Below are 24,842 nucleotides of genomic sequence, written 5' to 3' on the forward strand. Positions count from 1 at the left end.
GACGGGCGCGGCGCGCCATGCTCGGCACGGCGGACCTCGAGACGCAAGCAGGACAGCCATGGACCGATCCCTGATCGACGGCGTGACGCCCTATCACGCCGAGCTCACCGCGATCCGCCGCGACATCCACGCCCACCCCGAGATGGGCATGGAGGAGGTCCGCACCGCCGCGCTGGTCGCCGCCAAGCTGCGCGAGTGGGGCATCGACGTGACCGAGGGCGTGGGCAAGACCGGCGTCGTCGGCACGGTGAAGGGGAAGCTCCCGGGCCAGCGCGCCATCGGGCTGCGCGCCGACATGGACGCGCTGGCGATCCCGGAGGCGACCGGGCTTCCCTACGCCTCGCAGAACCCGGGCGTGATGCATGCCTGCGGCCATGACGGCCACACCACCATGCTGCTCGGCGCCGCGCGCTACCTCGCCGAGCACCGCGACTTCGCCGGCACCGTGCACCTGATCTTCCAGCCCGCCGAGGAGGGCCGCGGCGGGGCGCGGGCGATGCTGGCCGATCGGCTGTTCGAGCGCTTCCCCTGCGACGCCGTCTATGGCCTGCACAACAAGCCGAACCTGCCGGCGGGCAGGTTCGCCACCCGCACCGGCCCGGCGCTCGCCGCCGCCGACCGCTGGTCCGTCACCTTCCGCGGCACCGGCGGCCATGGTGGCTCGACCCCGCATCTCGCGACCGACGTCACCGTGGTGCAGGCGCACTTCGTGCTGGCGCTGCAGACCATCATCGGCCGCAACGTGCCGGCGGTGGAGGCGGCGGTGCTCTCGGTCGGCGCGATCGCCGGCGGCTCGTTCGACTCGCCCAACGTCATGCCGGCCGAGCTTCGCCTCTCCGGCACCGCGCGCAGCTACTCCCGCGCCGTGCGCGACCTGCTGGAGCGGCGCATCGGCGAACTGGCGAAGACGCTCGCCCAGGCGCATGGCTGCTCGGCCGAGGTCGAGTATCGCCGCGGCGTGCCGGCGCTGGTGAACCACGCCGAGCAGACAGCCGTCTCGGTCGCTGCCGCGGCCGCCCTGGTGGGCGAGGCCGCGGTCGAGGCGAACGCCGCCCCGGTCACGGGCGGCGAGGACTTCGCGCTGATGCTGGAGGCGAAGCCGGGGTCGTTCATGTTCATCGGCGGTGGGGCCGGTCCGGATGGCCGCTCGCCCGAGCTGCACACGCCGCATTTCGACTTCAACGACGACATCATTCCGCTCGGCGTCGCCTACTGGATCAGCCTGGTCGATCAGGAGCTCGGCCTGCAGCGCCAAGGGTAGCGGTGGCATGCCCCGCCCACGCGGGGTAGGCTCAAGGCAGCACCGGGAACGAGGACGATGGCCGTTCGGGCGGAACGCGAGGCCGACATCCAGACCATGAGCTTCGAGCAGGCGCTCGCCGAGCTCGAGGAGATCGTCGGCAAGCTCGAGGCGGGCAAGGGCACGCTCGAGGACGCGATCCGCGCCTATGAGCGGGGCGACGCGCTGCGCCGGCACTGCGCCGCCAAGCTCGCCGAGGCGCAGGCCAAGGTCAGCCGGATCGTAGAGACGGCCGGCACCGCCACCGGGACCGAGCCGCTCGACGCCGAGACATGAGGGCAGAGGCCACCCTGGAGGGACGGCTCGGCGCCGCCATGGCCGAGGCCGCCGCGGCCGTCGAGGGGACGCTCGACCGGCTGCTGCCGCAGGGCGAGGAGGCACAGGCGCGGCTCTACCAGGCGATGCGCTACGCGGCACTCGGGGGCGGCAAGCGGGTGCGCGCCTTCCTGGTGCTGGAGAGTGCCGCGCTGTTCAACGTCGCCCGCCGCTGCGCCCTGCGTGTGGCCGCCGCCGTGGAGATGCTGCACGCCTATTCGCTGGTGCACGACGACCTCCCCGCGATGGACGACGACGATTTCCGCCGCGGCAAGCCCTCCTGCCACCGCGCCTTCGACGAGGCGACCGCCATCCTCGCCGGCGACGCCCTCCAGGCGCTCGCCTTCGAGGTGCTGGCCGAGACCGACACCCACTCCGACCCGGCCGTGCGCTGCGCGCTGGTCGCTTCGCTCGGCCAGGCGGCCGGCGCACGCGGCATGGCGGGCGGGCAGATGATCGACCTGCTGGCCGAGGAGGCCCAGCTCTCCGAGCATGAGGTAACGCGGCTGCAAATGCTCAAGACCGGCCGGCTGATCACCTGGTGCTGCGAGGCCGGTGCGATCCTCGGCAAGGCCGCCCCCTCGCAGCGGCTCGCCCTCGCCCATTACGGCCGGGATCTCGGCCTCGCCTTCCAGATCGCCGACGACATCCTTGACGAAACCGGCACACGGGAACAATTGGGGAAGACACCGCGCAAGGACGCGGCCGCGGGGAAGGCCACGCTGGTGTCGTTGATGGGGCTGCCGCGGGCCAAGGCGCATATGCAGTTTCTGGCGGAACAGGCGACCGGTCATCTGGCGACCTTCGAGGGGAAGGCCGACCTGCTCCGCGATCTCGTCTCCTTTGTCGTCACTCGCCGGATGTAGGTGTCATGACCCCTCAGGCCATCAAGCCGATGCTGGATCGCGTTCACGTGCCGGCGGATCTGCGCAATTTCTCGCCCGCGCAGCTGAAGCAGCTCGCCGACGAGCTCCGGCGCGAGACGATCGAGGCGGTCTCCATCACCGGCGGGCATCTCGGCGCCTCGCTCGGCGTGGTCGAGCTGACGGTCGCGCTGCACCACGTGTTCGACACGCCGAACGATCGGCTGATCTGGGATGTCGGCCACCAGGCCTATCCGCACAAGATCCTGACCGGGCGGCGCGACCGCATCCGCACGCTGCGTCAGGGCGGGGGTCTGTCCGGCTTCACGCGCCGGAGCGAGAGCGAGTACGACCCGTTCGGTGCCGCGCATTCCTCCACCTCGATCTCCGCCGGGCTCGGCATGGCGGTCGCGCGCGACCTCAAGGGCGACAAGCGCCACGTGATCGCGGTGATCGGCGACGGCGCGATGAGCGCCGGCATGGCCTATGAGGCGATGAACAACGCCGGCGCCTCGAAGTCGCGGCTGATCGTGATCCTGAACGACAACGACATGTCGATCGCGCCGCCCGTGGGTGCGATGAGCGCCTACCTGTCGCGCATGCTCTCGGGGCGGTCCTACACCGGGCTGCGCGAGGTCGCCTCGCGCATGGCCCGCCGCTTTCCCAAGCCGCTCGAACGCACCGCGAAACGGGCCGAGGAGATCGCCCGCACCATCCTGACGGGCGGGACGCTGTTCGAGCTGATGGGGTTCTACTACATCGGCCCGATCGACGGTCACAACCTCGACCACCTGCTGCCGGTGCTGCGCAACGTGCGCGAGGCCGACGATCATCTCGGCCCCGTGCTGGTGCATGTCGTCACGCAAAAGGGCAAGGGCTATGCGCCGGCCGAGGCCTCGGCCGACAAGTACCACGGCGTCTCCACCTTCAACGTGGTCACCGGCGAGCAGGCCAAGGGGACCGGCGGCCCGCCGTCCTACACCAAGGTGTTCGCCAACGCCCTGATCGCCGAGGCGCAGGCGGATGCGCGCATCGTCGCGGTGACGGCGGCGATGCCGGCGGGCACCGGGCTCGATCTGTTCGCCAAGCGCTTCCCGCATCGCAGCTTCGATGTCGGCATCGCCGAACAGCACGCCGTCACCTTCGCCGCCGGCATGGCCTGCGAGGGCTTCAAGCCGTTCGTCGCGATCTACTCGACCTTCCTCCAGCGCGCCTACGACCAGGTGGTGCACGACGTCGCCATCCAGAACCTGCCGGTCCGCTTCGCGATGGACCGCGCCGGGCTGGTCGGCGCGGACGGCGCGACGCACGCGGGCAGTTTCGACATCGCCTATCTCGGCTGCCTGCCGAACATGGTGCTGATGGCCGCCGCCGATGAGGCGGAGCTGATGCACATGGTCGCCACGGCCGCCGCGCATGATGCGGGACCGATCGGCTTCCGCTATCCGCGCGGCGAAGGCGTGGGCGTGGCGCTGCCCGAACGCGGCGAGATCCTGCCGATCGGCAAGGGGCGCGTGCTGCGCGAGGGCACCAAGGTCGCGCTGCTCTCCTACGGCACGCGGCTCGCCGAATGCCTGAAGGCGGCCGACGAATTGGCAGCGCGCGGGCTCTCGACGACCGTCGCGGATGCGCGGTTCGCCAAGCCGCTCGACCGCGAGCTCGTGCACCGGTTGGCGCGCGAGCATGAGGTGCTGATCACGATCGAGGAGGGCTCGATCGGCGGGTTCGGCTCGTTCGTGCTGCACGAGCTTGCGCATGCGGGGCTGCTGGATGCGGGTGCGAAGGTGCGGCCGATGGTGCTGCCGGACGTGTTCATCGATCACGACAAGCCGCAGCTTCAGTACGACAAGGCCGGGTTGAACGCGCGGCACATCGTCGCCACGGCGCTGGGCGCGCTGGGCATCGCCGACGTGGCGGCGCAGCCGGCAAGGGCGTGAAGAAAACACTGGGGGACCACGGTGGTCCCCCCAGACCCCCCTCCGCTACCGAAGTGCGCTGCGCGCCTCGTTGACCTGCCGATGGGGGCGAAGCCCGCATCGGGGGGCCTTGCGGCCCCCCGCATTCTTCTGTTCGCTGATCCAATGCAGATCGATCTCACGCGTCGCGCGCTCGACAACGCCATCGACCGCCTGATCGAACCATGGCGCGGCAACGGCTCACCCGGCGTCACGATCGGCGTGGTGCAGGGCGACGCACTGATCGCGCATCGCCACGCCGGCCAGGCGAGCCTGGAGCTCGGCGTGCCGATCGGGCCGGAGACCTGCTTCCGCATCGCCTCCGTCAGCAAGCAGTTCACCTGCGCCGCCGCGCTGCTGTTCGCCGAGCGCGGCGCGCTGGATATCGATGCGCCCGTGCGGAGCCTGCTGCCCGACCTGCCCGAGTCCTACGACCCGGTCACTGTCGCGCATCTCATGCACAACACGAGCGGCATCCGCGACATGCTGGAGATCCTGCGTCACGGCGGCGCGGATCTCGGCACTCCCGTCACGTCGGCCGACCTGCTCGACGGCATCCGGCGGCAGCGCACGCTCAACTTCGAGCCCGGCACCCGCTATCTCTACAGCAACAGCAACTTCCTGCTGCTCGGACTGATCGTCGAGCGGCTCGCGGGCGCGCCGCTCGCCGTGGTGCTGGAGCGCGAGATCTTCGCCCCGCTCGGCATGACGGCGACCCGCCACACGCCGAATGTGCACGTGCCCATTCCGCATCTCGCGACCGGCTATGCCGTGCAGGACGGCGGGTTCGTGCGCGCCGCGCACGCTTTCCCGATCGGCGGCGAGGGCGGGCTCGTCTCCTCGGTGGTCGATCTGGCGATCTGGGCCGCGAATGCGCGGACCGCGCGCGTGCCAAGCCCAAGTGTGATCGCCGCACTCGAACGCGCGACACCGTTCCGCAACGGCACGCCGAATCACTACGCGCGCGGCCTCCGCCTGCGGACCTATCGCGGCGTGCCGACCATCAGCCATGGCGGGCTGTGGCCGGGCTATCGCACCGAGTTCCTGCGCGCACCGCGGCAGGAGGCGGCCGTGATCGTGATCGCCAACCATGCCGGGATCGATCCGAACTCACTGGCGCATCGCGTCCTGGATATGCTGCTCGACCGGCACGGCGCGGTTGCGGCACCCAAGCTGCCTCGGAAGGATCAGGTGGCTGGCCTGGCGGGTCGTTACATGGATCCCGCGACCGGCGCGACGCTCGACATCGATGTCGGCGAGGACGGCACGGTCACCTTCACGACGAACGGGTTGCCCGCGACGGCCGAGGCGACCGAGGACGGGCGGCTCGGCGTGCCGCGCAGCGGCGTGCCGATCACCGTGCGCCCGGCAGGACCCGATGCGGTCGAGGTCGACCAGGATGCCGGGGTGATCGGGCTCTGGCAGCGGGTCGCACCGGGCGCCGTGCTGCCGGACGACCTGCCCGGGACCTATCTGAGCGACGAGATGGCAGCACGGTGGACCATCACGCGCGAAGGCGACGGCATGATCGTACGATCGCATGGCCCCGTCGTGCGCGGGCCCGGCTGGCCGGTGGAGGCGATCACGGCCCAGGACGTGCGCGTGCACATCCCGGCAACCATCGCGCGCAGCTGGCTCGACGTCCGCGTCGAGCGTGGCGCCGACGGCGCGATCCGCGCGCTGAACGTCCATGGCGGGCGGGTGAAGGCGGTCCGCTACGCGCGCCTAGCGAATGGGTGATCGGAGGCCGGGCCGGGGCAGAGCTGTGCCCCATCGGCCACCACTCCGCAGAAGCCTGTTGCCACGAGCGCGACACACGACATGCTGCGCCGCGCGATCAGGAGCCCGACCATGCTCGACCTGCACCACTACCGCGCGCTGACCTTCGATTGCTACGGCACCTTGATCGACTGGGAGCGCGGCATCCTCGGCTTCATCGAGCCCTGGCTTGCCTCCCGCCGCCTGTCACGCGACCCGACGCGCATCCTGGAGGCGTTCTCGGAGGTCGAGACTCGGCGGCAGCAGGCGGATCCGGCCGCGCGCTATCCGGTGATCCTGCAACGGTGCTTCAACGACCTGTGCGAACGGCTGGACGTCGCGCCCGACGCGGAGGCGGCGCGCGCGTTCGGCGCCTCGGTCGGCGACTGGCCCCCTTTCCCCGACACACCCGCGGCGATGGCGATGTTCCATGGGCGGTTCGTGCTCGGCATCGTCTCGAACGTGGATGACGCCTCCCTCGCGCGATCGATCGCGGCGATCGGCACGGCGCCGGACTTCACGGTGACGGCGGAAGCCATCCGATCCTACAAGCCGGCGCGCGCGCATTTCGACCGGATGCTGGAGGTTCTGGCGCAGCGCGGGATCGGCAAGCACGAGGTGCTGCACGTCGCGCAGTCGATGTACCACGACATCATGCCCTGCCGCGAGCTCGGCATCGCCTGCTGCTGGGTCGACCGCCGCTCGCACCGCACAGGCCACGGCGCGACGCCCGAGGCGCATGCCGTGCCGGACTACTCCGTCACCTCGCTCGCCGAACTCGTCGCCCGCGCGCGCATCCAGACGGACTAGCATCGCGCTACTCGAACATGGCGACGGCGCGGATCGGGCTCGCGGTGCCGCCGCGAATCCGCAGCGGAAACCCGATGAAGCGGAACCGCCCGCGGCCGACGAGTTTGTCCAGGTTCGCGAGGCACTCCATGTGCGTGATGCCGCGTTCGGCGCAGGCCATGTGCGCCTGGAAATTCAGCTCACCCTCGGGGGCCGGACTGATCGCCTCGACGCCGAACATCCCGATGCCCTGATCCGCGAGCCAATGCACCGCCGGGAGGGAGAGTCCCGAGAAGTCGTGCAGATACCCGGGCTTGCCGAGGAGGCGCTCGTTAGTCGCCATCCAGATCAGCACGGTATCGCCGGGCTTGATCTGCTGGCCGGAGCCGGCGAGTGCGGCCTCCATCTCCGCCACCGTGATCGCGTGCTTGAGCGGCACGTGGCTGAGGTCGAGGCAGATCGCCTCGGTGTAGAATTTCTCGAGCGGCACTTGGTCGATCGAGAGCGCGCCCGGCCGCGGATCGAAATGCACCGGCGCATCGACATGCGTGCCCGCATGGTCCGACATCGCGATCGACAGCGCCTTGCTGGTGAACGTCGTGTTGCCGGCGACCTTCTTCTCGCTGTGGTCGTTCCAGACGGTCATGACCACCGGCGGGTGGCTCGGGTGCGTCTGGGTGCGGTGGAAGATCTCGCGGCTGAGATCGATGAACTCAGGCATGCGGCGCCTCCCGCTTGTTGGTGGGAAGGAGGGTAACGGCCGGAGGGCTTTCAGCGAACCCCGCCTCGCCCCATCTGAGGGGCGTGCTTCGAGGAGGACTCCCATGACCGATGTTGCGCGTGCCACGTTCGGCGGCGGCTGCTTCTGGTGCCTCGAGCCGCTGTTCCGCGACCTCAAGGGCGTGACGGATGTGGTCTGCGGCTATGCCGGCGGGCATGTGCCGAACCCGACCTATGAGCAGGTCTGCGGCAAGGCGACCGGCCATGCCGAGGTGGTGCAGGTGACCTTCGACCCAGCCGCAGTGAGCTACGCCGATCTCGTCGGCGTGTTCCTGACGATCCATGACCCGACAACCAAGGACCGGCAGGGCGCGGATGTCGGGCCGCAGTACCGCTCGATCATCCTGACGCATGACTCGGAGCAGGCGCGGGTCGCACGCGCAGTCATCGAGGAGATCGGCCAGGCGCGCGTCTGGGACGCGCCGATCGTGACGGAGGTGGTGCCGCTGGAGACCTTCTGGCCGGCGGAGGAATACCACCAGCGCTACTTCGAGCGGAATCCGTTCGCCGGCTATTGCCGTGCGGTGATCGCGCCGAAGGTGGCGAAGTTCAGGAAAGCCTATGCCGCACGGCTGAAAGCGGCGTAGTTCCTGGGATGGGAGGTTTGGAGGGAAGGGCCGATGGCCCTTCCCCCCAACAAAACAAACCCTTGAGCGCCTTCACCATGGTGCTGCCCAGCGCCGCGGGACTGTCCGCGACGTGGATGCCCGCGCTCTTCATCGCCTCCATCTTGTAGGCTGCCGTGTCCTTGCCGCCGGAGATCACCGCACCGGCATGGCCCATGCGCCGGCCGGGCGGCGCCGTCGCGCCGGCGATGAATCCGACCACCGGTTTCTTCGTCTTCGAGCGCTTGATCAGCTCGGCGCCGTCCACCTCGCTCTGCCCGCCGATCTCGCCGATCATGATGATGGCCTCGGTCTCGGGATCGCCGAGGAACATCTCCAGCACATCGACGAAATCGAGACCCTTCACCGGGTCGCCGCCGATGCCCACGCAGCTCGACTGGCCGAGCCCCGCCGCCGTGGTCTGCGCCACCGCCTCGTAGGTCAGCGTGCCGGAGCGCGAGACGATCCCGACCTTGCCGCGGCGATGGATATGGCCAGGCATGATGCCGATCTTGCAGGCATCCGGGGTGATCACGCCCGGGCAGTTCGGCCCGATCAGACGCGACTTCGCCCCATCGAGAACGCGCTTTACCCGCACCATGTCGAGCACCGGGATGCCCTCGGTGATGCAGACGATCAGCGGCACACGCGCGTCGATCGCCTCGAGGATCGCATCCGCCGCGAAGGGCGGCGGCACGTAGATCGCGGACGCCGTGGCGCCGGTCTTCGCCACCGCCTCGGCGACCGTGTCGAACACCGGCAGGTCGAGATGCGTCGTCCCGCCCTTCCCCGGTGTCACGCCTCCGACCACCTTGGTGCCGTAGGCGATCGCCTGCTCGGAGTGGAACGTGCCCTGGGCACCGGTGAAGCCCTGGGTGATGACCTTGGTTTCGGCGTTGACCAGGATCGCCATGGCTCAGGCCGCCTTCTTCACTTCGCGCACGATCTTCTCGGCCGCATCCGCCAGGTTGTCGGCGGAGACGATCGGCAGCCCGGAGCCGGCGAGGATCTTCTTGCCGAGTTCCACGTTCGTGCCTTCAAGCCGCACCACCAGCGGCACGTTGAGTGACACGTCGCGCGCCGCGGCCACGACCCCTTCGGCGATCACGTCGCAGCGCATGATGCCGCCGAAGATGTTGACGAGAATCCCTTCCACCTTCGGATCGGAGAGGATGATCTTGAACGCCGCGGAGACGCGCTCCTTGGTGGCACCCCCGCCGACATCGAGGAAGTTCGCGGGCTCGCCGCCATAGAGCTTGATGATGTCCATGGTGGCCATCGCGAGACCCGCGCCGTTGACCATGCAGCCGATATTGCCGTCCAGCGCGACGTAGTTCAGGTCGTACTTGCCCGCCTCCAGCTCCTTCGGGTCCATCTCGGTCTCGTCGCGCAGCGCGGCGACGTCGGGGTGACGGAACAGCGCGCTGTCGTCGAAGTTCACCTTGGCATCGAGCGCCACGACGTCACCGGCCTTGGTGACGACCAGCGGGTTGATCTCGACGATTCCGCAATCGAGTTCGGTGAAGGCGCGGTACATCGCGGTGACGAACGTCACGAAGCTGCCGACCTGCTTGCCGCTGAGCCCGAGCCCGAAAGCGAGCTGGCGGCCCTGGAACGGCTGCAGCCCGACCACCGGATCGACGATCGCACGCAGGATCTTCTCGGGATGCGAGGCGGCGACCTCCTCGATCTCCACCCCGCCTTCGGTCGAGGCCATCACCACGACACGGCCGGTGCCGCGGTCGATCAGCATGCCGAGATAGAGCTCGCGCGCGATGTCGCAGCCCTCCTCGACATAGACGCGCTGCACCTTCTTGCCGGCCGGGCCGGTCTGCGCGGTGACCAGCACCTTGCCGATCATCGCACCGGCCTGCGCCGCGACCTCGTCCGCGCTCCTGGCGATGCGCACGCCGCCCTTGCCCGAGGCGTCGCCCTCGAACCGGCCCTTGCCGCGGCCACCGGCGTGGATCTGCGCCTTCACGACATAGATCGGGCCCGGCAGCGATGCCGCGACCTTCGACGCCTCGTCCGGCGTCCAGGCGACACCGCCCTTCAGCACGGCGACGCCGTATTTCGCGAGCAGCTCCTTCGCCTGGTACTCATGGATGTTCATGGCGGCGAAGCTCCTTCAGCGTGCTTCGCTGGCCCGAGGGCCAGCGAAGCGGGCCTGATACTCGTGGATGTTCATGCCGTGATCCCCGCTCGGGCGGACACGGACAGCGCCGTGGGCGCCGTCCCGCAGCCGTCAGCCCACCAGCTTCTTCGATGCCTCGATCAGCTCGCGCACCGCGCCGCACGACTTCTCGAACGCGGCCTTCTCGGCGTCGTTCAGCGCGATCTCGACGATCCGCTCAACGCCCGCGGCGCCGATCACCACGGGCACGCCGACATAGAGGTCCTTCACCCCATACTGGCCGGTCAGCCACGCCGCGCAGGGCAGCACGCGCTTCTTGTCCTTCAGGTAGCTCTCGGCCATCGCGATCGCCGAGGCGGCGGGCGCATAGAAGGCCGACCCTTTCTCGAGCAGCTTCACGATCTCGCCGCCGCCATTCGCGGTGCGGGTGACGATCGCGTCCACCTTCTCCTGCGTGGTCCAGCCCATCTTCACCAGGTCGGGGACGGGGATGCCGGCGACCGTGGAGTAGCGCGTCAGCGGCACCATGGTGTCGCCGTGGCCGCCGAGCACGAAGGCCGTCACATCCTCGACCGAGACGTTGAACTCGTGGGCGAGGAACAGGCGGAACCGCGCGGAGTCCAGCACGCCTGCCATGCCGACCACCTTGTGTGCCGGCAGGCCCGACTTCTCCTTGAACACCCACACCATCGCATCGAGCGGGTTGGTGATGACGATGACGAAGGCATCCGGGCAATGGCTCTTCACGCCCTCGGCCACCTGGGCGATCACGCCGGCGTTCTTGGAGACGAGATCGTCGCGGCTCATCCCAGGCATGCGGGGGAAGCCGGCGGTGATGATCACCACGTCGGCCCCCTTGATCGCCGCATAGTCCGACCCGCCGGTCATCATGGCGTCGAACCCATCCACCGGGCCCGATTGCATGATGTCGAGCGCCTTGCCGGCGGCGACCCCGCCGAACACGTCGAACAGCACGACGTCGCCGAGCTCCTTGAGCCCGATCAGATGGGCGAGCGTGCCGCCGATATTGCCGGCGCCGATCAGCGCGATCTTGTTGCGGGCCATGCAGACACTCCGGGTTGGGACGGGCGGACAGGGCAACGCACCGGGGTTGCGCGCGCGGTCCCCGGCGGGCGGAGGTTCCCCTACCCCGTTTGCCGCGGCGCGGCAAGAATGCGGCCGGGCTGGCGATCCCCGCCCTGCCCCGGCGCGCCGGAGAGTCCGCGGACCCGGCGCAGCTTGCCGTTGCCCGCCGCCAGCGGCCATAACCGCCGCATCGCCCGACGCTCCAGCCCTCCGCGCCCGACGAGACCCCTGATGTCCTGCAACACCTTCGGCCGGCTGTTCCGGTTCACCACCTTCGGCGAAAGCCACGGCCCGGCGATCGGCTGCGTGGTGGATGGCTGCCCGCCGCGCATCCCGCTGACCGAGGCCGACATCCAGCCCTGGCTCGATCGTCGCCGCCCCGGCCAGTCGAAGTTCACCACCCAGCGCCAGGAGCCGGACCAGGTGCGCATCCTTTCGGGCGTGTTCGAGGGCATGACCACCGGCCACCCGATCGCCCTGATGATCGAGAACGTGGATCAGCGCTCGAAGGACTACGGCGAGATCAAGGATCGGTTTCGCCCCGGCCATGCCGACCTGACCTACTGGCTGAAATACGGCATCCGCGACTACCGGGGCGGCGGACGGGCGTCCGCGCGGGAGACCGCGCTGCGGGTCGCTGCCGGCGCGATCGCGCGCAAGGTGCTGGGCGAGACGGTGACGATCCGCGGCGCGCTGGTGCAAATGGGCCCGTGGACGATCGACCGGTCGCACTGGGACTGGTCGGCCGTGGACGACAACCCGTTCTTCTGCCCCGACCGCCAGGCCGCCCAGGCCTGGGAGGGCCACCTCATGGAGGTGCGCAAGCGCGGGTCCTCGGTCGGCGCTGTGATCGAGGTGGTGGCCGAGGGCGTGCCGCCGGGGCTGGGCGAGCCGGTCTATGGCAAGCTCGATGCGGAGCTCGCGAGCGCGATGATGGGGATCAACGCCGTCAAGGCGGTGGAGATCGGCGCGGGCTTCGCCGCCGCCGCGCTCTCCGGCGAGGAGAACGCCGATTCGTTCCGGATGGACACCGGCGCGGACGGGCAACGGCGCGTCGTGTTCGGCTCGAACAACGCCGGCGGCATCCTCGGCGGCATCAGCACCGGCCAGCCGATCGTCGTGCGGTTCGCGGTGAAGCCGACGAGTTCGATCCTCGCGCCCGTGCCGGCGGTCGATCTGCACGGCAACGAGGTGGAGGTGAGCACGCGCGGCCGTCACGACCCGTGCGTCGGCATCCGCGCTGTGCCGGTGGGCGAGGCGATGATGGCATGCGTGCTCGCCGATCAGATGCTGCGCCGGCGCGCGCAGACCCCCGACGTGCCGGATAGCCCGATCCTGCCGCGGCCCTGAACAGGGTCCCGTTGCAGAATGCAACGCGGATTGCGGCGCAGCCTGGCGTCACGTCGCTTTGACTGTCGATCGGTTTGCTGACCGCGCGACTGTACGCGCGATAAAGAGAAACGGGGTTGAGATGAGCGGAGCGGATGCACGGGACGTGGTCTCGCCGACAGCGTTGAGCGCCGTCGCGCGCCGCTTCATCGATCTTGTCGGCCATGGGCGATGGCAGCACCGCGTGGATGCGATCGAGCGGGCGATCGGCGCCCAAAGAATTGCCGGCCGCGTCCTGCGTGACCGCCATGCGATCGAGCTTGCGATCGCCCGCCTCGCCCAGGGGACGACGGCACGCCCGACCGGGGCGGGGCGGGAGATCGCGCAGCTGCTGGCGCACACGCTCGCGGTGCACGCCTCCCTCTCGTCCGGCGCGCGGGATCGGCTGATCCGGCGCATCGAGGCGGGGCTCGACGGTGCGAGTACCCTCGTTCCGGTGTTTCATCTGATCCGCACGGCGCAACTCAATCGGGCCCGCGGCTTCGCCGTGCGGTTCTCGGGCCTGGAAGACGAGACGCCGCATGACCTGCTCATCGAGCGCGACGGACGGGCAGCCGAGATCGTCTGCACGGTCGTCTCGGCCGACGAAGGCCGCTGGGTGCACCGTGGCGACTGGTTCGCGCTGGTGGACCGGATCAATCCCGACCTGCAATCCTGGCTTGCCGCCCATCCCGGCCGTTATCTGCTCAAGATGACCTTGCCCGAGGGTCTCGACTCGACCCGCAACCTCGCCGAGGTACAGGCGCGCATCGCCGCCCTGCTGGAGGGCGAGCGGAAGTCCGACCACAGCGAGACCGCGGTGCTGCGGCTCGATCCGCTGCTGATCGCGCAGGCCGAGGCCGGGCAGGCCGCCCTCACCGCGCGGCTGCGCGCCCAGTTCGGCGAGGAGGCCCATTTCGCCGTGGCCGCGGCCGAGAGCTCCATGTTCGTCATGGCCGCGCGCGCCGGGCGCCCGAACGAGGTCGCCGCCGTGCTGCAGCGCCGCCTGTCCGAGCTTCCCGCGCGGCTCTCCGGCGACCGTCCCGGCATCCTCGCCGTGTTCGTGGAGGACACGGACCCCACGGAATGGCGCAGCCTGCGCGAGCGGCTGGAGATCGAAGGCGCGACGCGCAACTTCCTCACCGCGCCCGAGGCGAAGTCCGTGGTCGCGGTCACGTGCGCCAGCCGCTTCGAGCTGCTCGGCCAGCCCGAGCCGCTGGCCGCGCGTGGTGGCGAGCTCCGCTACCGCAACCCAGCGCACCCATCGGCGAAGGACGCAGCTCTCGCCCCCGCCGTGCTCAGTCAGGTCTGACGGGTCACCCCGCGCCGCGCAGCTTCAGCATCGCGCGCGCCTCGTCCGGGGTCATCGGTTCGACCCCCATGAGGCGGATGATCTGGACCGCACGCTCCACCAGCTGGGCATTGTCGCGCGCGAGCTCACCCTTCGCGATGTAGAGATTGTCCTCGATGCCGACGCGCACATGCCCACCGAGCAGCACGGTCTGCGCGACCATCGGCATCTGCATCCGGCTGATCCCGAAGGCTGCCCAGATCGCGTCCTTCGGCAGCATCGCGGCGAGAGCGGCCATCGCCTCGGTGGTCGCCGGCGCGCCCCAGGCGATGCCGAGGCAGAGCTGGAACAGCGGCGGCGCGTCGATCAGCCCCTCCTCGACGAGGCGGAGCGCCAAGCGGGCATGGCCGAGATCGAAGCATTCGAGTTCCGGCTTGGTGCCCGCCTCGCGGATCGCTTGCGCCATGGGGCGCAGATGCATCGGCAGGTTCAGGAACGCGGTCTCGCCGAACGCCATGGTGGCGACGTCGAGCGTGCAGATCTCCGGCTTCAACGCGACGACATGCGCGACGCGCTCCTCGGGCGAGCGCAGCGTGGTGCCGGGCCCGGGCGTGCGCGGATCGTGGGCACCCGGCACGAAGCGGCCGCCGAACCCGGTCGTCAGGTTGATGATCACGGGCGAGCCCGAATCCCGGATGCGCTCGACCACCTCGCGGTAGAGCGCCAGCTCGCCGGACGGCTTGCCGGTCTCGGGATTGCGGACATGGATATGCGCGATCGCGGCGCCGGCCGAGCACGCATCGATCGCCGCGCGGGCGATCTGTTCGGGCGTCACCGGCACATTCGGATACTTGGGTGCCGTGTCCGCCCCGCCCGTGACCGCGCAGGTGATCATCACTTTCTGGCGCATCCCGCTCCCTCTCCTCGATCGGTTCTGGCCGAGCCTCGGCCAGGCGCGCGCGAATGTCGAGCGGGGAGCGGCTGGGCTCAGCGCAGCGGCACCGTGTGGGTCACCGCGGTGCCGGTCAGGCAGACCTCGCCCTTGCCGTTGCGCACGGTGGTCGCGAGGGTGCAGATCGGCGTGTCGTCGCGCACGCCCGTGATCTCGACGCGCGCCGTGATCGTCTCGCCGACCAGCACGGCCTTGACGAAACGCCACTCGACGCCGAGCAACGGTGCCCGGACCCGGCAGGTCCTCGGCCACCGCGGCGTTCAGCAGACCCGAGGTGACGCCGCCCTGCACGATCAGCCCACCGAAGGGTGAGCGGCCGGCCAGGGCCGCGTCGTAGTGCAGCGGGTTCATGTCGCCGGTCATGGCCGAGAACATCTCGACGTCGCGCATCGAGGTCGTGCGGCTGCGCTCGGCCGCGGCGCCGAGTGCAGCGGGATCCGCTCCACCCCCGCGGAGAAAGTTCGAGCTACGCCGGCGCGGGAAGCGGAGGCCGAGCATGAAGAGCCCGGGAGCGGAGGCGACGCCGGCGTGAATGATCTCGCCCGCGTCATCGAGGACGGGCACGTTCAGCCACCGATAGCTGCACCGGCGTCTTCTTGGCGGGTGCCTCGACCGCCTGGGTCGTTGCGTTCATCGATCTTCGTCTCCTGTTCGGCCAGGCGCAGGGTCTGTGCGCCGCGGCGGTTTCCATGGGATGCACGCCCCGCCGGACGCATCGGCTGGGGGCCTGGCGGCGTCGGAACGCGGCGCGGACCCTAGTCGCGGCCCGGCGGCGAGACTGGGAGAGGACCTTGCGGAGGTCTTGAGAAGCGCTGGATTCGGCGGCGTGGGAGGCGGCGGATCGCCGCTTCCGGCGCCCGTGCCGGGGCGGTAATGTTCCGCCATGGCGGAGGCACCGCGCGCACCCTGGCCCCCTGAGACGCTCGATCACGCGCTCGCCGCCGAACTCTCGGCGACCACGCGACGCGCGCTGGAGGCGGCCGGCGCGATGGCCACGAACGAGGCCTCGGCGCGCGGGATCACCCCGACCGTGGGGCTACGGGCGCTGATCGGCGGGCTGGTCGCAGTGGGCGAAACGGAGCGTGGCTCGCCGCTGATCGCCGCCGCGCTCGTCGAAACGCTCGAGCGTCTCGCCGGCACCGAGGCGATCGCGCGCAACCGCAGCCCGGCGGTCGAGAAGGGGGCGCCGACGGGACTGCCGCTCTCGCCGCGTGCGGCGGACGCGCTGGCTGTGGCGCGCCGGTTGGCCGAGCGGACGGTCGCGCGCGAGCGCATCGATGCGCGGCACCTGCTGGTCGCGCTGATCGCCCCGCCCGACGCGCCCCTGCTCGCGGCCGCGCTGCGGCGCATCTGGCAGCGCGACTGGGGCATCGATCCGCAGGCGCTGCGGGCGCCGGTGCTGGCGGCGATGGAGGCGAATCCGGAGGCCTCGGAGGATCTCGGCGCGTGGCGCGCGATCCTCGGCGAGACGGTGCTGGCGGCGGCGGCCTTCACGCCCGACGCGCCGCAGACCGACGACGCGCTGAACCGGCGCAGGGACGCGCGGCGGCTGGCCGAGCTCGCCTGCCTGAAGGATAACGCGCCGCCGCTGGCGATCGGGCTGTTCGGCGACTGGGGCAGCGGCAAGTCCACCTTCATGGCGATGATGCATCAGGAGGTGGAGCGGATCGGGCGCGACTGGCGGATCGAGACGACCACGCCCTTCGTGACGAATGTCGCGCAGATCCGGTTCAATGCCTGGTCGTTCTCGGATGCGAATCTCTGGGCCTCGCTCGCGGTCGAGATCTTCGGCGGCCTGCGCGACGAAGTGGCGCGCATCGAGGGTACGACGACCGATCGCGCCGATGCGCTGCTGGCCGAGATCACCGGGCGGGCAGAGCTCGCCAAGGCCTCGCTGGAGACGGCGAAGCGCGCGGCCAAGGATGCGCGGCGGGCGATCGGGGCGCTGGACCGTCAGATCAGCGCGCTCGACACCAGGCTCGTCGAGCGGGCGCAGCGCGGCGCGGCCGGTGGCGCGGCCGAGGTGCTGGCGACACGCAGCGAGCAGGTGACCGAGACGCTGCGCGTGCTCGGCGTGATCGGGCCGAACGAGGCAGCGACCGCGACCGCGCTCGCGGCCGAGGCGGCGAAGCTGCGCGCCGCGGGATCCGGGACCTTGGCGGTCGGACGGCGACTGATCGCGCTGATGCGGCCGGGCGCGGGGCGGGCGGCGATCCTGTCGCTGGCGGCGGCGGCGGGCGTGGTGATCGTCGCGTCATGGCTCGTGCCATCGGTCGTGGCGACGCTGGCGGGACTGGTCGCGTTCGTCGCGCCGCTCGGCGCGCATGCAGCGAAGGCGGTGGCCGCGCTCGCGCCGATCCTCGACGCGGCCGAGGCCGAGGCGAAGGCCGAGGCCGATCTGCGTGCGGAGCGGGAAAGGCTCGCGGCGGAACGCGAGGCGGCCGCCGCCAGGCTCGCCGCACGCGAGGCCGAGACGCGCGCGGCGGTGGCGCGGATCGAGAGCCTGGATCGGGCTGCCGCGACACCGGGCGCGATGCTGCGCTTCTTCCTGAGCGAGAGCGACGAGCTGAAGGCCTACGAACAGGAGATCGGCCTGATCGGCCGGCTGCGGCGGAGCTTCGAGCAGCTCGACCGGCTGATGGCAGCGCAGACCGATCCGAAGCAGGTCACGCGATCGGACCTGCCGACGATCGAGCGCATCATCCTCTACATCGACGATCTCGACCGGCTGCGCGAGGAGCAGGTGGTCAAGGTGCTGGAGGCAGTCGCCCTGCTGCTCCAGTTCCGCCTGTTCGTCGTGGTGGTCGCGGTGGACGAACGGTGGCTGCGCGGCGCGTTGCAGACGCACTACGGCAAGCTGTTCGAGAACGGCGCGGGGCCGTCCGACTACCTGGAGAAGATCTTCCAGGTGCCGTTCTGGCTGCCGCGGCTGGGGCCGGGCGATCCCGCGTTCGCGGGGCTCGCACGCGTGCTGATGCCGGAGGGGGTCGAGCAGAACAAGGCTGATGGGAGTCCCGCTCGAGGAGCTTTCCAGGCGGGCGCATTTCAAGCGAATGCGTTCCAGACCGAGATGGCTATAGACCCCGACGAAGCGCCACAGGCGGGGGACGAGGAGCCGCCCGAGAGCCGTGCGGCCACAACCGAGCGCGTCACGCTGACCAAGGACGAGGCGGAACTGCTCGCGGCGCTGATGCCGCTCGCCGCCGACACCCCGCGTGACGCCAAGCGGTTCATCAATCTCTATCGGCTCGCCCGGGCCTCGCGATCGGCGGAGGCGTTGCGGGACTTCCTCGCCGGAGGACCTGACGCACCGGCCGTCGCGGCCTTCGCGTTGGCGCTGGCCTGCGAGAGCGGTCTCGCCGGCGTACCGCTGCGCCTCTGGCGCACGGCCCTCGGCACCCAGCCGGCAGGCACCGTCATCGGCACTTCGCCGCTGCTGCTCGGCGGGGCGGACGGCTGGCAGCCTCTGCGCACGGCGCTGCTGCGCGCCGACAGGTTCTGGACCGGCGCAGGGTCGGCGTTGCGCTTCGCGGATGTCGCCCAGCACGCCGCCGAAGCCCGTCGCTACTCCTTCCACCCACCCCAGGTTGACGAACCCGCCCCATCGCCCGAGGCTCCGCCCGAACCAACCGGGAGCAGCCCCGCATGAACCTCGCCTCGCCTGAAACCGCCATCACCGACTGGCTCGCCACCCAGAAGCAGGCGATGCTCGATCTGATCGAGCGCCTCGTGAACACCGACAGCGGCAGCTACGACAAGCCGGGTGTCGATGCGGTCGGTGCGCAGATCAAGGCGTTCTTCGACTCCCACGGCATCGCGGTCGAGACCATTCCCGGTGCCACGAAGGGCGACGTGCTGCGCGCGGTGCTGCCCGCGCCCGACCAGGCCGGTGGCAACGCCGGAAAGAACATCGTGCTGATGGGCCACCGCGACACCGTCTTCCCGAAGGGCGAGACGACGCAGCGCCCGTTCAGGATCGAGAACGGTCGCGCCTACGGGCCCGGCGTGGCCGACATGAAGGCGGGGCTGGTGATGAACGCCTTCGTGCTTGCCGCCTTCAAGAAGTTCGGCGGTGCGCCGGGGCCGATGGTCGGACTGTTCACCGGCGACGAGGAGATCGGCTCCCCGGAGGGCCGCGGCCCGATCGAGGCCGAAGGCCGCATGGCGCGCGCCGTGTTCAACAGCGAGCCCGGCAGGCCGAGCGGCAACGTCGTCACCGCGCGCAAGGGCGGGGTGTTCATGGTGATGGCGATCGAGGGCAAGGCCGCGCATTCCGGCGGCAATTTCGAGGCCGGCATCAGCGCGATCGAGGAGCTCGCGCGCAAGATCATCGCGATCCATGCGCTGACCGACCTGAAGGCCGGGATCACGCTGAATGTCGGCCTGGTGCGCGGCGGACAGTCGGTGAACACGGTCGCCCCGCATGCCGAGGGCGAGATCGATCTGCGCTATGTCGAGCCCGCGCAGCGCGACGACATCGTCGCCAAGATCGAGCAGATCGTGCGCACGGCGAACGTGCCCGGCACGCGCGCGACGCTGACGATCAAGGGCGAGTTCCTGCCGGTGAACCCGACCGCGGCGTCGAACGCGCTGTTCGAGACCTATGTCGGCGCCGCGGCCGATGCCGGGCTGAAGGTCGCCGGTGAGTTCTCGGGTGGGTGCGCCGATTCGGGCTTCACCGCGGCGGTCGGTGCGCCGACGATCTGCGGCGTCGGGCCAGTGGGCGGCAAGGCGCATTCGCCGGAGGAGTATCTCGAGATCGACACGGTGGTGCCGCGCGCCCAGGCGCTGGCGCGGGCGATCTGCCGGCTGCCGCAGGCAGGGCTGTAAAGTGCCGGGGGACCACGCTGGTCCCCCGGACCCCCTGCATCTGGGGCCCAATCTGCGGAGGGGGGTGTGGGGGGACGACCGTCGTCCCCCCACTGGTTTTTCAAAGCGTCGTCGGCCGAACCTCGCCGCGCTCGATCAGATACGCGCTATCCACCATCGGCTTGAGCAGATCGGGATTGCTCTCGGTGATCAGGATCGCGAGCTCGGGCTCGGCCTCGCGGAGCCGCATCAGCGTCTCGGCGTAGCGGCGCGCGAGCGCGGGAGCGAGGCCCTGGAACGGTTCGTCGAGCAGCACGAGCTTGGTGCCGGTCATCAGCGCACGGCCGAGCGCCACCATCTTGCCCTGCCCGCCCGACAGCCCGCCAGCCTTGCGATCCTTGAACTCGGCGATCTCCGGCAGGATGGCGTAGGTCTTGTCGAGACGCCGCCGCGTCTCGGCAGCCGACAGACCCGCCACCTCGGCCGGCAGGCGCAGGTTCTCCTCGACCGTGAAGGAGGAGAACAGCCGCCGCTCCTCGGGCGCGTAGCCGATCGCGAGCCCGGTGCGGCGATGCGCCGGCACACGGCTCAGGTCCTGACCCTCGAAGCCGATGCGCCCGCCCGAGAGCGGCACCAGCCCCATGATCGCGCGCAGCGTGGTGGTCTTGCCGGCGCCGTTGCGCCCGACCAGGGCGACGCGGCCGCTGTGGTCGATCGCCATGTCGACGCCGCGCAGCACGCGCGTGCCGGCGATCGCGACGCTGATGCTCTCAAGCGTGAGCATGCTTGGTCTCGACGCCGATCACCTCGCGCAGCACGGCCGGGTCGGCGAGCACTGTGGCAGGGGGCCCGGCGGCGAGGATCTTGCCCTGGCTCCAGACCGCCACCCGGTCGGCGTACCGCTCGACCACCTCCATGTCGTGCTCGACGAACACGGCCGTCACACCTTCGGCGCGCAGGGCCGCGACCAACGTGTCCATGATGCCGAACTTCTCGGAGGAGGCGACGCCGGAGGTCGGCTCGTCCATCAGCAGCACGCGCGGCTTCAGTGCCATCGCCATGGCGATGTCGGTGAGTTTCCGGGTGCCCTCGTTCAGCTCGGTCGCGCGCGCGGTCGCGACATCGGCGAGGCCGAACTGTTCCAGCAGACGCATCGCCGTGGTCGCGGTCTCGGCATCGAGCAGCGGGCGCAGTCCGCGCCAGAAGCGGCCGTGCGCCGCCACCTTCAGCGCGACATTCTCGATCACCGTGTGCTCGGTGAAGAGCTGCGGGATCTGGAAGCTGCGCGCAATGCCGCGCCGGACGATGCTGCGCGGCGGCAGGCCGGTGATCTCGGCGCCGTCGAAATGGATGTGGCCGGCCTGCGGGCGGAGATAGCCGGTGGTCATGTTGATGAAGGTGGTCTTGCCCGCACCGTTCGGGCCGATGATGGCGACGAACTCGCCGGGCGCGATGTCGAGATCGATCCCGTCGGCCGCCTTGACGCCGCCGAACGCGATCTTCAGCCCCTTGGCCGAGAGCAGCGGCGCGGTCATGCGCGGCGTCCCTTGCGCAGCACGAGGTCCTCGTAGATGCCCCAGAGCCCGCGCGCGGCGAACAGGATGATCAGCAGCAGCACCGCGCCGAGGATCATCTGCCAGCCATCCGGGAACGCGGCGGCGGCATAGACACGCACCAGCTCGTAGACGATCGCACCGAGATACGGCCCCAGCACGCTGCCGCCACCGCCGAGGATGGCGATGAACACGAGCTCGCCCGAGTGGGTCCAGTACGACAGCAGCGGCGTGACGTGCAGCGTGGTGCAGGCAATGATCCCGCCCCCCAGCCCAGCGAGCGCGGCCGAGATGACATAGGCAACGAGCAGCACGCGCTTGGCCGAGATGCCGGCGAATTCGAGCCTGGTCTCGCGCGTCTTGATCGCCGGCAGCGCCTGGCCGAGCGGCGAGGCGAGGAAGCGCGAGGCGAGCCAGCCGAGCGCGAGCGCGAGAGCGATCCCGCCGATCAGCATGGTCCACTCGTAATCGACACGTTCAAGTGCCATGCCGGCGATGGTTGGCCGTGCCACCCGAATCCCGTCCGTGCCCTTGGTGTACTCGTAGAGCTTCTCGAGCAACGAGTAGAACACCATCGAGAAGGCGAGATTGAGCATGCCGAAGAAGATGTCGCGGTAGCGCGCGACGAACAGCCCGACCGCCAGCCCGACGATCGTTCCCGCGGCAGCGGCGAGCGGCAGCAGCAGCAGCATCTCGCCCACATGCGGACGGGTGAAGGCGACCGTGTAGGCGCCGACGGCGATGTAGAGCGCGTGACCGAAGCTCACCTGTCCCGCGCGGAGCAGCAGCAGGATCCCCGTCACCGCCAGCCCCTTGGCCAGCGCGATGGTAAACACGAACTTCAGCCACGGGGCGCTGGCGGCGAGCGCAATGACCAGCGCGGCGCCGGCGAAGGCAGGCAAGGCGAGCCGCCGATCCATCAGACGCGCCTCAGCTCGGGCCGGCCGAACAGCCCGTGCGGCCGGACCAGCAGCACCGCGACCATGATGAGGTAGGGAATCACCACCTCGAACTCGGGCGCGAAATAGACCGCGACCGAACGGCCGAGCCCGATCAGCAGCGCGGTGAGCATCGCGCCCTCGATCTGCCCGAGCCCCGCGGTCGCGACCACGGCGAAGGACAGTACGATCATGTTCACGCCCACGCCGGGGACGAGGCTGGTGGTCGGCGAGGCGAGCGCGCCGCCGAGGGCAGCCAGCACGGTGCCGAAGGTGAAGGTGAGGAGATAGACGCGGTTCGCATCGATCCCCATGGCGGTGGCGGCCTCACGATCCTCGGTCACGGCGACGATCACGCGGCCCGTCAGCGTGCGGCGGAGGAACCACATCAGCCCGAGCAGGGTCGCGAGTGCGACGCCCGGCAGCAGGTAGAGCTGGTAGGCGGTGTAGATGATGTCGCCGACCTCGACCTGTCCCAGCACGCGCACGGGCGCGTCCTGGAAGATCGGCTGCACCCCCCAGGTCAGTTTCTGGATGTCCTCCAGGATCATGAACAGCGCGAAGGTGACGAGGAGCTGGAGCACGTGCTCCTTCACGTAGATGCGCGAGAGGATCAGCCGCTCGATCACCGGGCCGAGCACGCCTCCGACCAGCACGGCGGCGAGCAGCAGTGCGGGCAGTGCGAGCGCGGGGGCGAGCGCGGTGGTGGCGGCCCAGGTGCCCAGGGTCGCGGCGACGTAGCCGCCGATCGCGAAGAAGCTGCCGTGTGCCACGTTGAGGATGCGCAGCACGCCGAAGATCAGCGTCAGTCCGACCGCGACCATGAAGACCTGCGCCGCGTAGGCGAGGCCGTCCAGGATCGCGAGAAAGAGAAGAAGTGTCATGGATGGATCATGGGGGCCCGCGCGCCGACCAACGGGAGGCGCGCCCTCCAGGGGGGTCCGGGGGGCCTTGCGGCCCCCCGGATCTCCTCATGCCCGGTAGGGAATTTCAGCCGGCGCCCGCTGCACCGAGGCCGGCGTCAACAGCCGCACCCAATCAAGTCCCTTCGTGCCCACGGGGTTCATCGTCAGCTCGGGCGGGAACATCACCATCCGATCAATCACCGGGAACGGATACTCGTTCACGTGCTTGGTCATGCCGATCAGCATCGGCTCCAGCCCCTGGCCGTCCTCGCGGATCGTCATCGTGCCCGTCAGGTGCGCGAACTGAAGCCCACGCATCGTGTCCATGAGCTGCTCGCGCGACGGCCACGCGCCGCCGTTCGCCGCCATCGCCTTCTCATATCCCGCCTTCAGCCCATAGAGCGCCTGGGCCATGTGGAAGGTGGGATAGATCGGATAGAGATTGAACCGCTGCCGGTATGCGGCCGTGAAGTCCTTCAGGATCTGCGTGTCCTTCGCGGTCGGGTGCAGGAACCAGTGGTCGCCACGCCCGCCGACGATCACGCCCTCCGGCAGCGTCTTGCCGACACGCTCCAGGCTCGACTCAGCCAGCGGCAGCACGAAGGTCGAGCGCTCGAACAGGCGTCGCTCGGCGGCCTGGCGGATGAAGGTGTCGAGCTCGCCGCCCCAGCTCGTCGAGAAGATCACGTCGGGCCGCAGCGCCAGCAGGCGCGTGATCTCGGTCGAGAAGTCGGTCGCGCCGAAGCGCGGGAACAGCTCCGCGACGACGCGCACGCCCGGCTTCACGGCGTCCATTGCCGCCTTCCAGATCGCCCAGGAGTCGCGGCCCCAGGCGTAGTCCTGGTTGAGCACTGCGAGGGTCCGGAAGTCCGGCTTGACCTTGGCGACATAGAGCAGCGGCGCGACGATCTCGGGCACCGCGTTGGCCTGGGTGCGCACGCAGTAGCGGTAGGACGCTTCCTCGAAGATGCGCTGGGTACCGCAGTCCCACAGGATCGTCGGCATGCGCAGCTGCTCGGCGAGCGGCGCTACGGCCAGGCACGACCCGGACGAGATCGAGGCGAGCATCACGTCGACGCCCTCGTTCTGGACCAGCCGGCGGCACTCGCCGAGCAGGAAGTCCACGCCAGGTGCCTCGTCGATCACGATGCTGCGGATCGGCACGCCACCGATGCCGCCCGCGCGGTTGAACTGGTCGATCAGCAGGTCAGCGGCATTTCGGCCGGGCACACCGAACACGGAGGCCGGGCCGGAGAGGAAGGTCGAGATGCCGATCTTCAGCTCGCTGGGCCTCTGCTGGCCGATGGCCTCGCGCGGCAGCAGCGTCGGCAGCGCGACCGTCGAGGCAACCGCGGTCTGGAGTGCCGCGCGGCGTGTGAGCTTCGGCATCTGGACGTCTCCCTCAATCTTCCCTGGGCGCGTGTGCCACCCGTCACAGGAC

22 protein-coding genes and 1 pseudogene are annotated in these 24,842 nt (G+C 70.1%); 11 read left to right on the plus strand and 12 right to left on the minus strand.

What is annotated here, in order from left to right; all coding sequences use genetic code 11:
• The first annotated feature begins 58 nt into the window (after nt 1-58).
• The 6 genes from F563_RS0107645 (at nt 59) to F563_RS0107670 (ending at nt 7,001) form a co-directional block, all read left to right on the plus strand.
• Nucleotides 59-1,261, plus strand: coding sequence for a M20 aminoacylase family protein (locus F563_RS0107645; RefSeq protein WP_019014070.1), 1,203 nt, complete (start codon nt 59-61; stop codon nt 1,259-1,261).
• Nucleotides 1,262-1,318: 57 nt separating this feature from the next.
• Nucleotides 1,319-1,576 (plus strand): exodeoxyribonuclease VII small subunit, encoded by a 258-nt coding sequence (locus F563_RS0107650; RefSeq protein ID WP_019014071.1) that lies wholly within the window; start codon nt 1,319-1,321, stop codon nt 1,574-1,576.
• Entirely contained in the window at nt 1,573-2,481 is a 909-nt protein-coding gene (locus F563_RS0107655) for a polyprenyl synthetase family protein (protein WP_026299410.1), read from the plus strand. The genes F563_RS0107650 and F563_RS0107655 overlap by 4 nt, the downstream gene beginning before the upstream one ends.
• Nucleotides 2,482-2,486: 5 nt before the next feature.
• Nucleotides 2,487-4,415, plus strand: a complete 1,929-nt coding sequence (gene dxs / locus F563_RS0107660; protein ID WP_019014073.1) for a 1-deoxy-D-xylulose-5-phosphate synthase — start codon at nt 2,487-2,489, stop codon at nt 4,413-4,415.
• Between the two features lie 144 nt (nt 4,416-4,559).
• The gene (locus F563_RS0107665; protein WP_019014074.1) at nt 4,560-6,173 is read left to right on the plus strand and encodes a serine hydrolase domain-containing protein; all 1,614 of its coding nucleotides are present in this window, start codon (nt 4,560-4,562) and stop codon (nt 6,171-6,173) included.
• Between the two features lie 111 nt (nt 6,174-6,284).
• Complete coding sequence (locus tag F563_RS0107670) at nt 6,285-7,001, plus strand: HAD family hydrolase (protein ID WP_026299411.1); 717 nt, start codon at nt 6,285-6,287, stop codon at nt 6,999-7,001.
• Between the two features lie 7 nt (nt 7,002-7,008).
• On the opposite strand, the gene F563_RS0107675 is transcribed toward F563_RS0107670, so the two are convergent.
• Nucleotides 7,009-7,701, minus strand: a complete 693-nt coding sequence (locus F563_RS0107675) for a cyclase family protein (RefSeq protein ID WP_019014076.1) — start codon at nt 7,699-7,701, stop codon at nt 7,009-7,011.
• A 103-nt stretch (nt 7,702-7,804) separates the two neighbouring features.
• Between F563_RS0107675 and msrA the strand changes: the two genes are divergently transcribed.
• On the plus strand, nt 7,805-8,347 hold the full coding sequence (gene msrA, locus F563_RS0107680) for a peptide-methionine (S)-S-oxide reductase MsrA (RefSeq protein WP_019014077.1): 543 nt from the start codon (nt 7,805-7,807) through the stop codon (nt 8,345-8,347).
• On the opposite strand, the gene sucD is transcribed toward msrA, so the two are convergent.
• The 3 genes from sucD to mdh form a co-directional block, all read right to left on the minus strand.
• A complete protein-coding gene (gene sucD, locus F563_RS0107685; protein WP_019014078.1) occupies nt 8,310-9,278 on the minus strand; it encodes a succinate--CoA ligase subunit alpha in 969 nt (322 codons plus the stop codon). The genes msrA and sucD overlap by 38 nt on opposite strands.
• Before the next feature lie 3 nt (nt 9,279-9,281).
• On the minus strand, nt 9,282-10,478 hold the full coding sequence (gene sucC / locus F563_RS0107690) for an ADP-forming succinate--CoA ligase subunit beta (RefSeq protein ID WP_019014079.1): 1,197 nt from the start codon (nt 10,476-10,478) through the stop codon (nt 9,282-9,284).
• Between the two features lie 132 nt (nt 10,479-10,610).
• Nucleotides 10,611-11,564: a malate dehydrogenase gene (gene mdh / locus F563_RS0107695; RefSeq protein WP_019014080.1), complete on the minus strand. Its 954-nt coding sequence runs from the start codon at nt 11,562-11,564 to the stop codon at nt 10,611-10,613.
• A gap of 252 nt (nt 11,565-11,816) precedes the next feature.
• Here mdh and aroC point away from each other — a divergent pair, with 252 nt between their 5' ends.
• Together aroC and F563_RS21965 are read left to right on the plus strand one after the other, a co-directional pair.
• The gene (gene aroC, locus F563_RS0107700) at nt 11,817-12,935 is read left to right on the plus strand and encodes a chorismate synthase (protein ID WP_019014081.1); all 1,119 of its coding nucleotides are present in this window, start codon (nt 11,817-11,819) and stop codon (nt 12,933-12,935) included.
• A gap of 121 nt (nt 12,936-13,056) precedes the next feature.
• Nucleotides 13,057-14,265, plus strand: a complete 1,209-nt coding sequence (locus F563_RS21965; protein ID WP_156825107.1) for a hypothetical protein — start codon at nt 13,057-13,059, stop codon at nt 14,263-14,265.
• A 4-nt stretch (nt 14,266-14,269) separates the two neighbouring features.
• On the opposite strand, the gene F563_RS25545 is transcribed toward F563_RS21965, so the two are convergent.
• The 3 genes and pseudogenes from F563_RS25545 to F563_RS25945 all read right to left on the minus strand — a co-directional run.
• Nucleotides 14,270-15,154, minus strand: coding sequence for a beta-keto acid cleavage family enzyme (locus F563_RS25545; RefSeq protein ID WP_019014083.1), 885 nt, complete (start codon nt 15,152-15,154; stop codon nt 14,270-14,272).
• 77 nt (nt 15,155-15,231) lie between these two features.
• The gene (locus tag F563_RS25550; protein ID WP_019014084.1) at nt 15,232-15,417 is read right to left on the minus strand and encodes a hotdog family protein; all 186 of its coding nucleotides are present in this window, start codon (nt 15,415-15,417) and stop codon (nt 15,232-15,234) included.
• A gap of 52 nt (nt 15,418-15,469) precedes the next feature.
• A pseudogene (locus F563_RS25945) lies at nt 15,470-15,694 on the minus strand (MaoC/PaaZ C-terminal domain-containing protein); the annotation flags it as partial.
• A 385-nt stretch (nt 15,695-16,079) separates the two neighbouring features.
• Between F563_RS25945 and F563_RS0107720 the strand changes: the two are divergent.
• Together F563_RS0107720 and F563_RS0107725 are read left to right on the plus strand one after the other, a co-directional pair.
• The gene (locus tag F563_RS0107720) at nt 16,080-18,845 is read left to right on the plus strand and encodes a P-loop NTPase fold protein (RefSeq protein ID WP_019014085.1); all 2,766 of its coding nucleotides are present in this window, start codon (nt 16,080-16,082) and stop codon (nt 18,843-18,845) included.
• Complete coding sequence (locus F563_RS0107725; protein WP_019014086.1) at nt 18,842-20,026, plus strand: M20 family metallopeptidase; 1,185 nt, start codon at nt 18,842-18,844, stop codon at nt 20,024-20,026. The genes F563_RS0107720 and F563_RS0107725 overlap by 4 nt, the downstream gene beginning before the upstream one ends.
• Before the next feature lie 100 nt (nt 20,027-20,126).
• Here the strand turns inward: F563_RS0107725 and F563_RS0107730 are convergent, their stop codons facing one another.
• The 5 genes from F563_RS0107730 to F563_RS0107750 all read right to left on the minus strand — a co-directional run bounded on the left by F563_RS0107730 (nt 20,127) and on the right by F563_RS0107750 (nt 24,790).
• Nucleotides 20,127-20,789, minus strand: coding sequence for an ABC transporter ATP-binding protein (locus F563_RS0107730; RefSeq protein WP_019014087.1), 663 nt, complete (start codon nt 20,787-20,789; stop codon nt 20,127-20,129).
• On the minus strand, nt 20,776-21,540 hold the full coding sequence (locus tag F563_RS0107735; RefSeq protein WP_019014088.1) for an ABC transporter ATP-binding protein: 765 nt from the start codon (nt 21,538-21,540) through the stop codon (nt 20,776-20,778). The genes F563_RS0107730 and F563_RS0107735 overlap by 14 nt, the downstream gene beginning before the upstream one ends.
• The gene (locus tag F563_RS0107740) at nt 21,537-22,478 is read right to left on the minus strand and encodes a branched-chain amino acid ABC transporter permease (RefSeq protein ID WP_019014089.1); all 942 of its coding nucleotides are present in this window, start codon (nt 22,476-22,478) and stop codon (nt 21,537-21,539) included. The genes F563_RS0107735 and F563_RS0107740 overlap by 4 nt, the downstream gene beginning before the upstream one ends.
• On the minus strand, nt 22,478-23,380 hold the full coding sequence (locus F563_RS0107745) for a branched-chain amino acid ABC transporter permease (protein ID WP_019014090.1): 903 nt from the start codon (nt 23,378-23,380) through the stop codon (nt 22,478-22,480). Before F563_RS0107745 ends, F563_RS0107740 begins: the two co-directional genes overlap by 1 nt.
• Before the next feature lie 87 nt (nt 23,381-23,467).
• Nucleotides 23,468-24,790: an ABC transporter substrate-binding protein gene (locus tag F563_RS0107750; RefSeq protein WP_019014091.1), complete on the minus strand. Its 1,323-nt coding sequence runs from the start codon at nt 24,788-24,790 to the stop codon at nt 23,468-23,470.
• Between the last annotated feature and the right edge of the window lie 52 nt (nt 24,791-24,842).

Source organism: Elioraea tepidiphila DSM 17972 (assembly GCF_000378465.1).
GTDB lineage: Bacteria > Pseudomonadota > Alphaproteobacteria > Acetobacterales > Acetobacteraceae > Elioraea > Elioraea tepidiphila.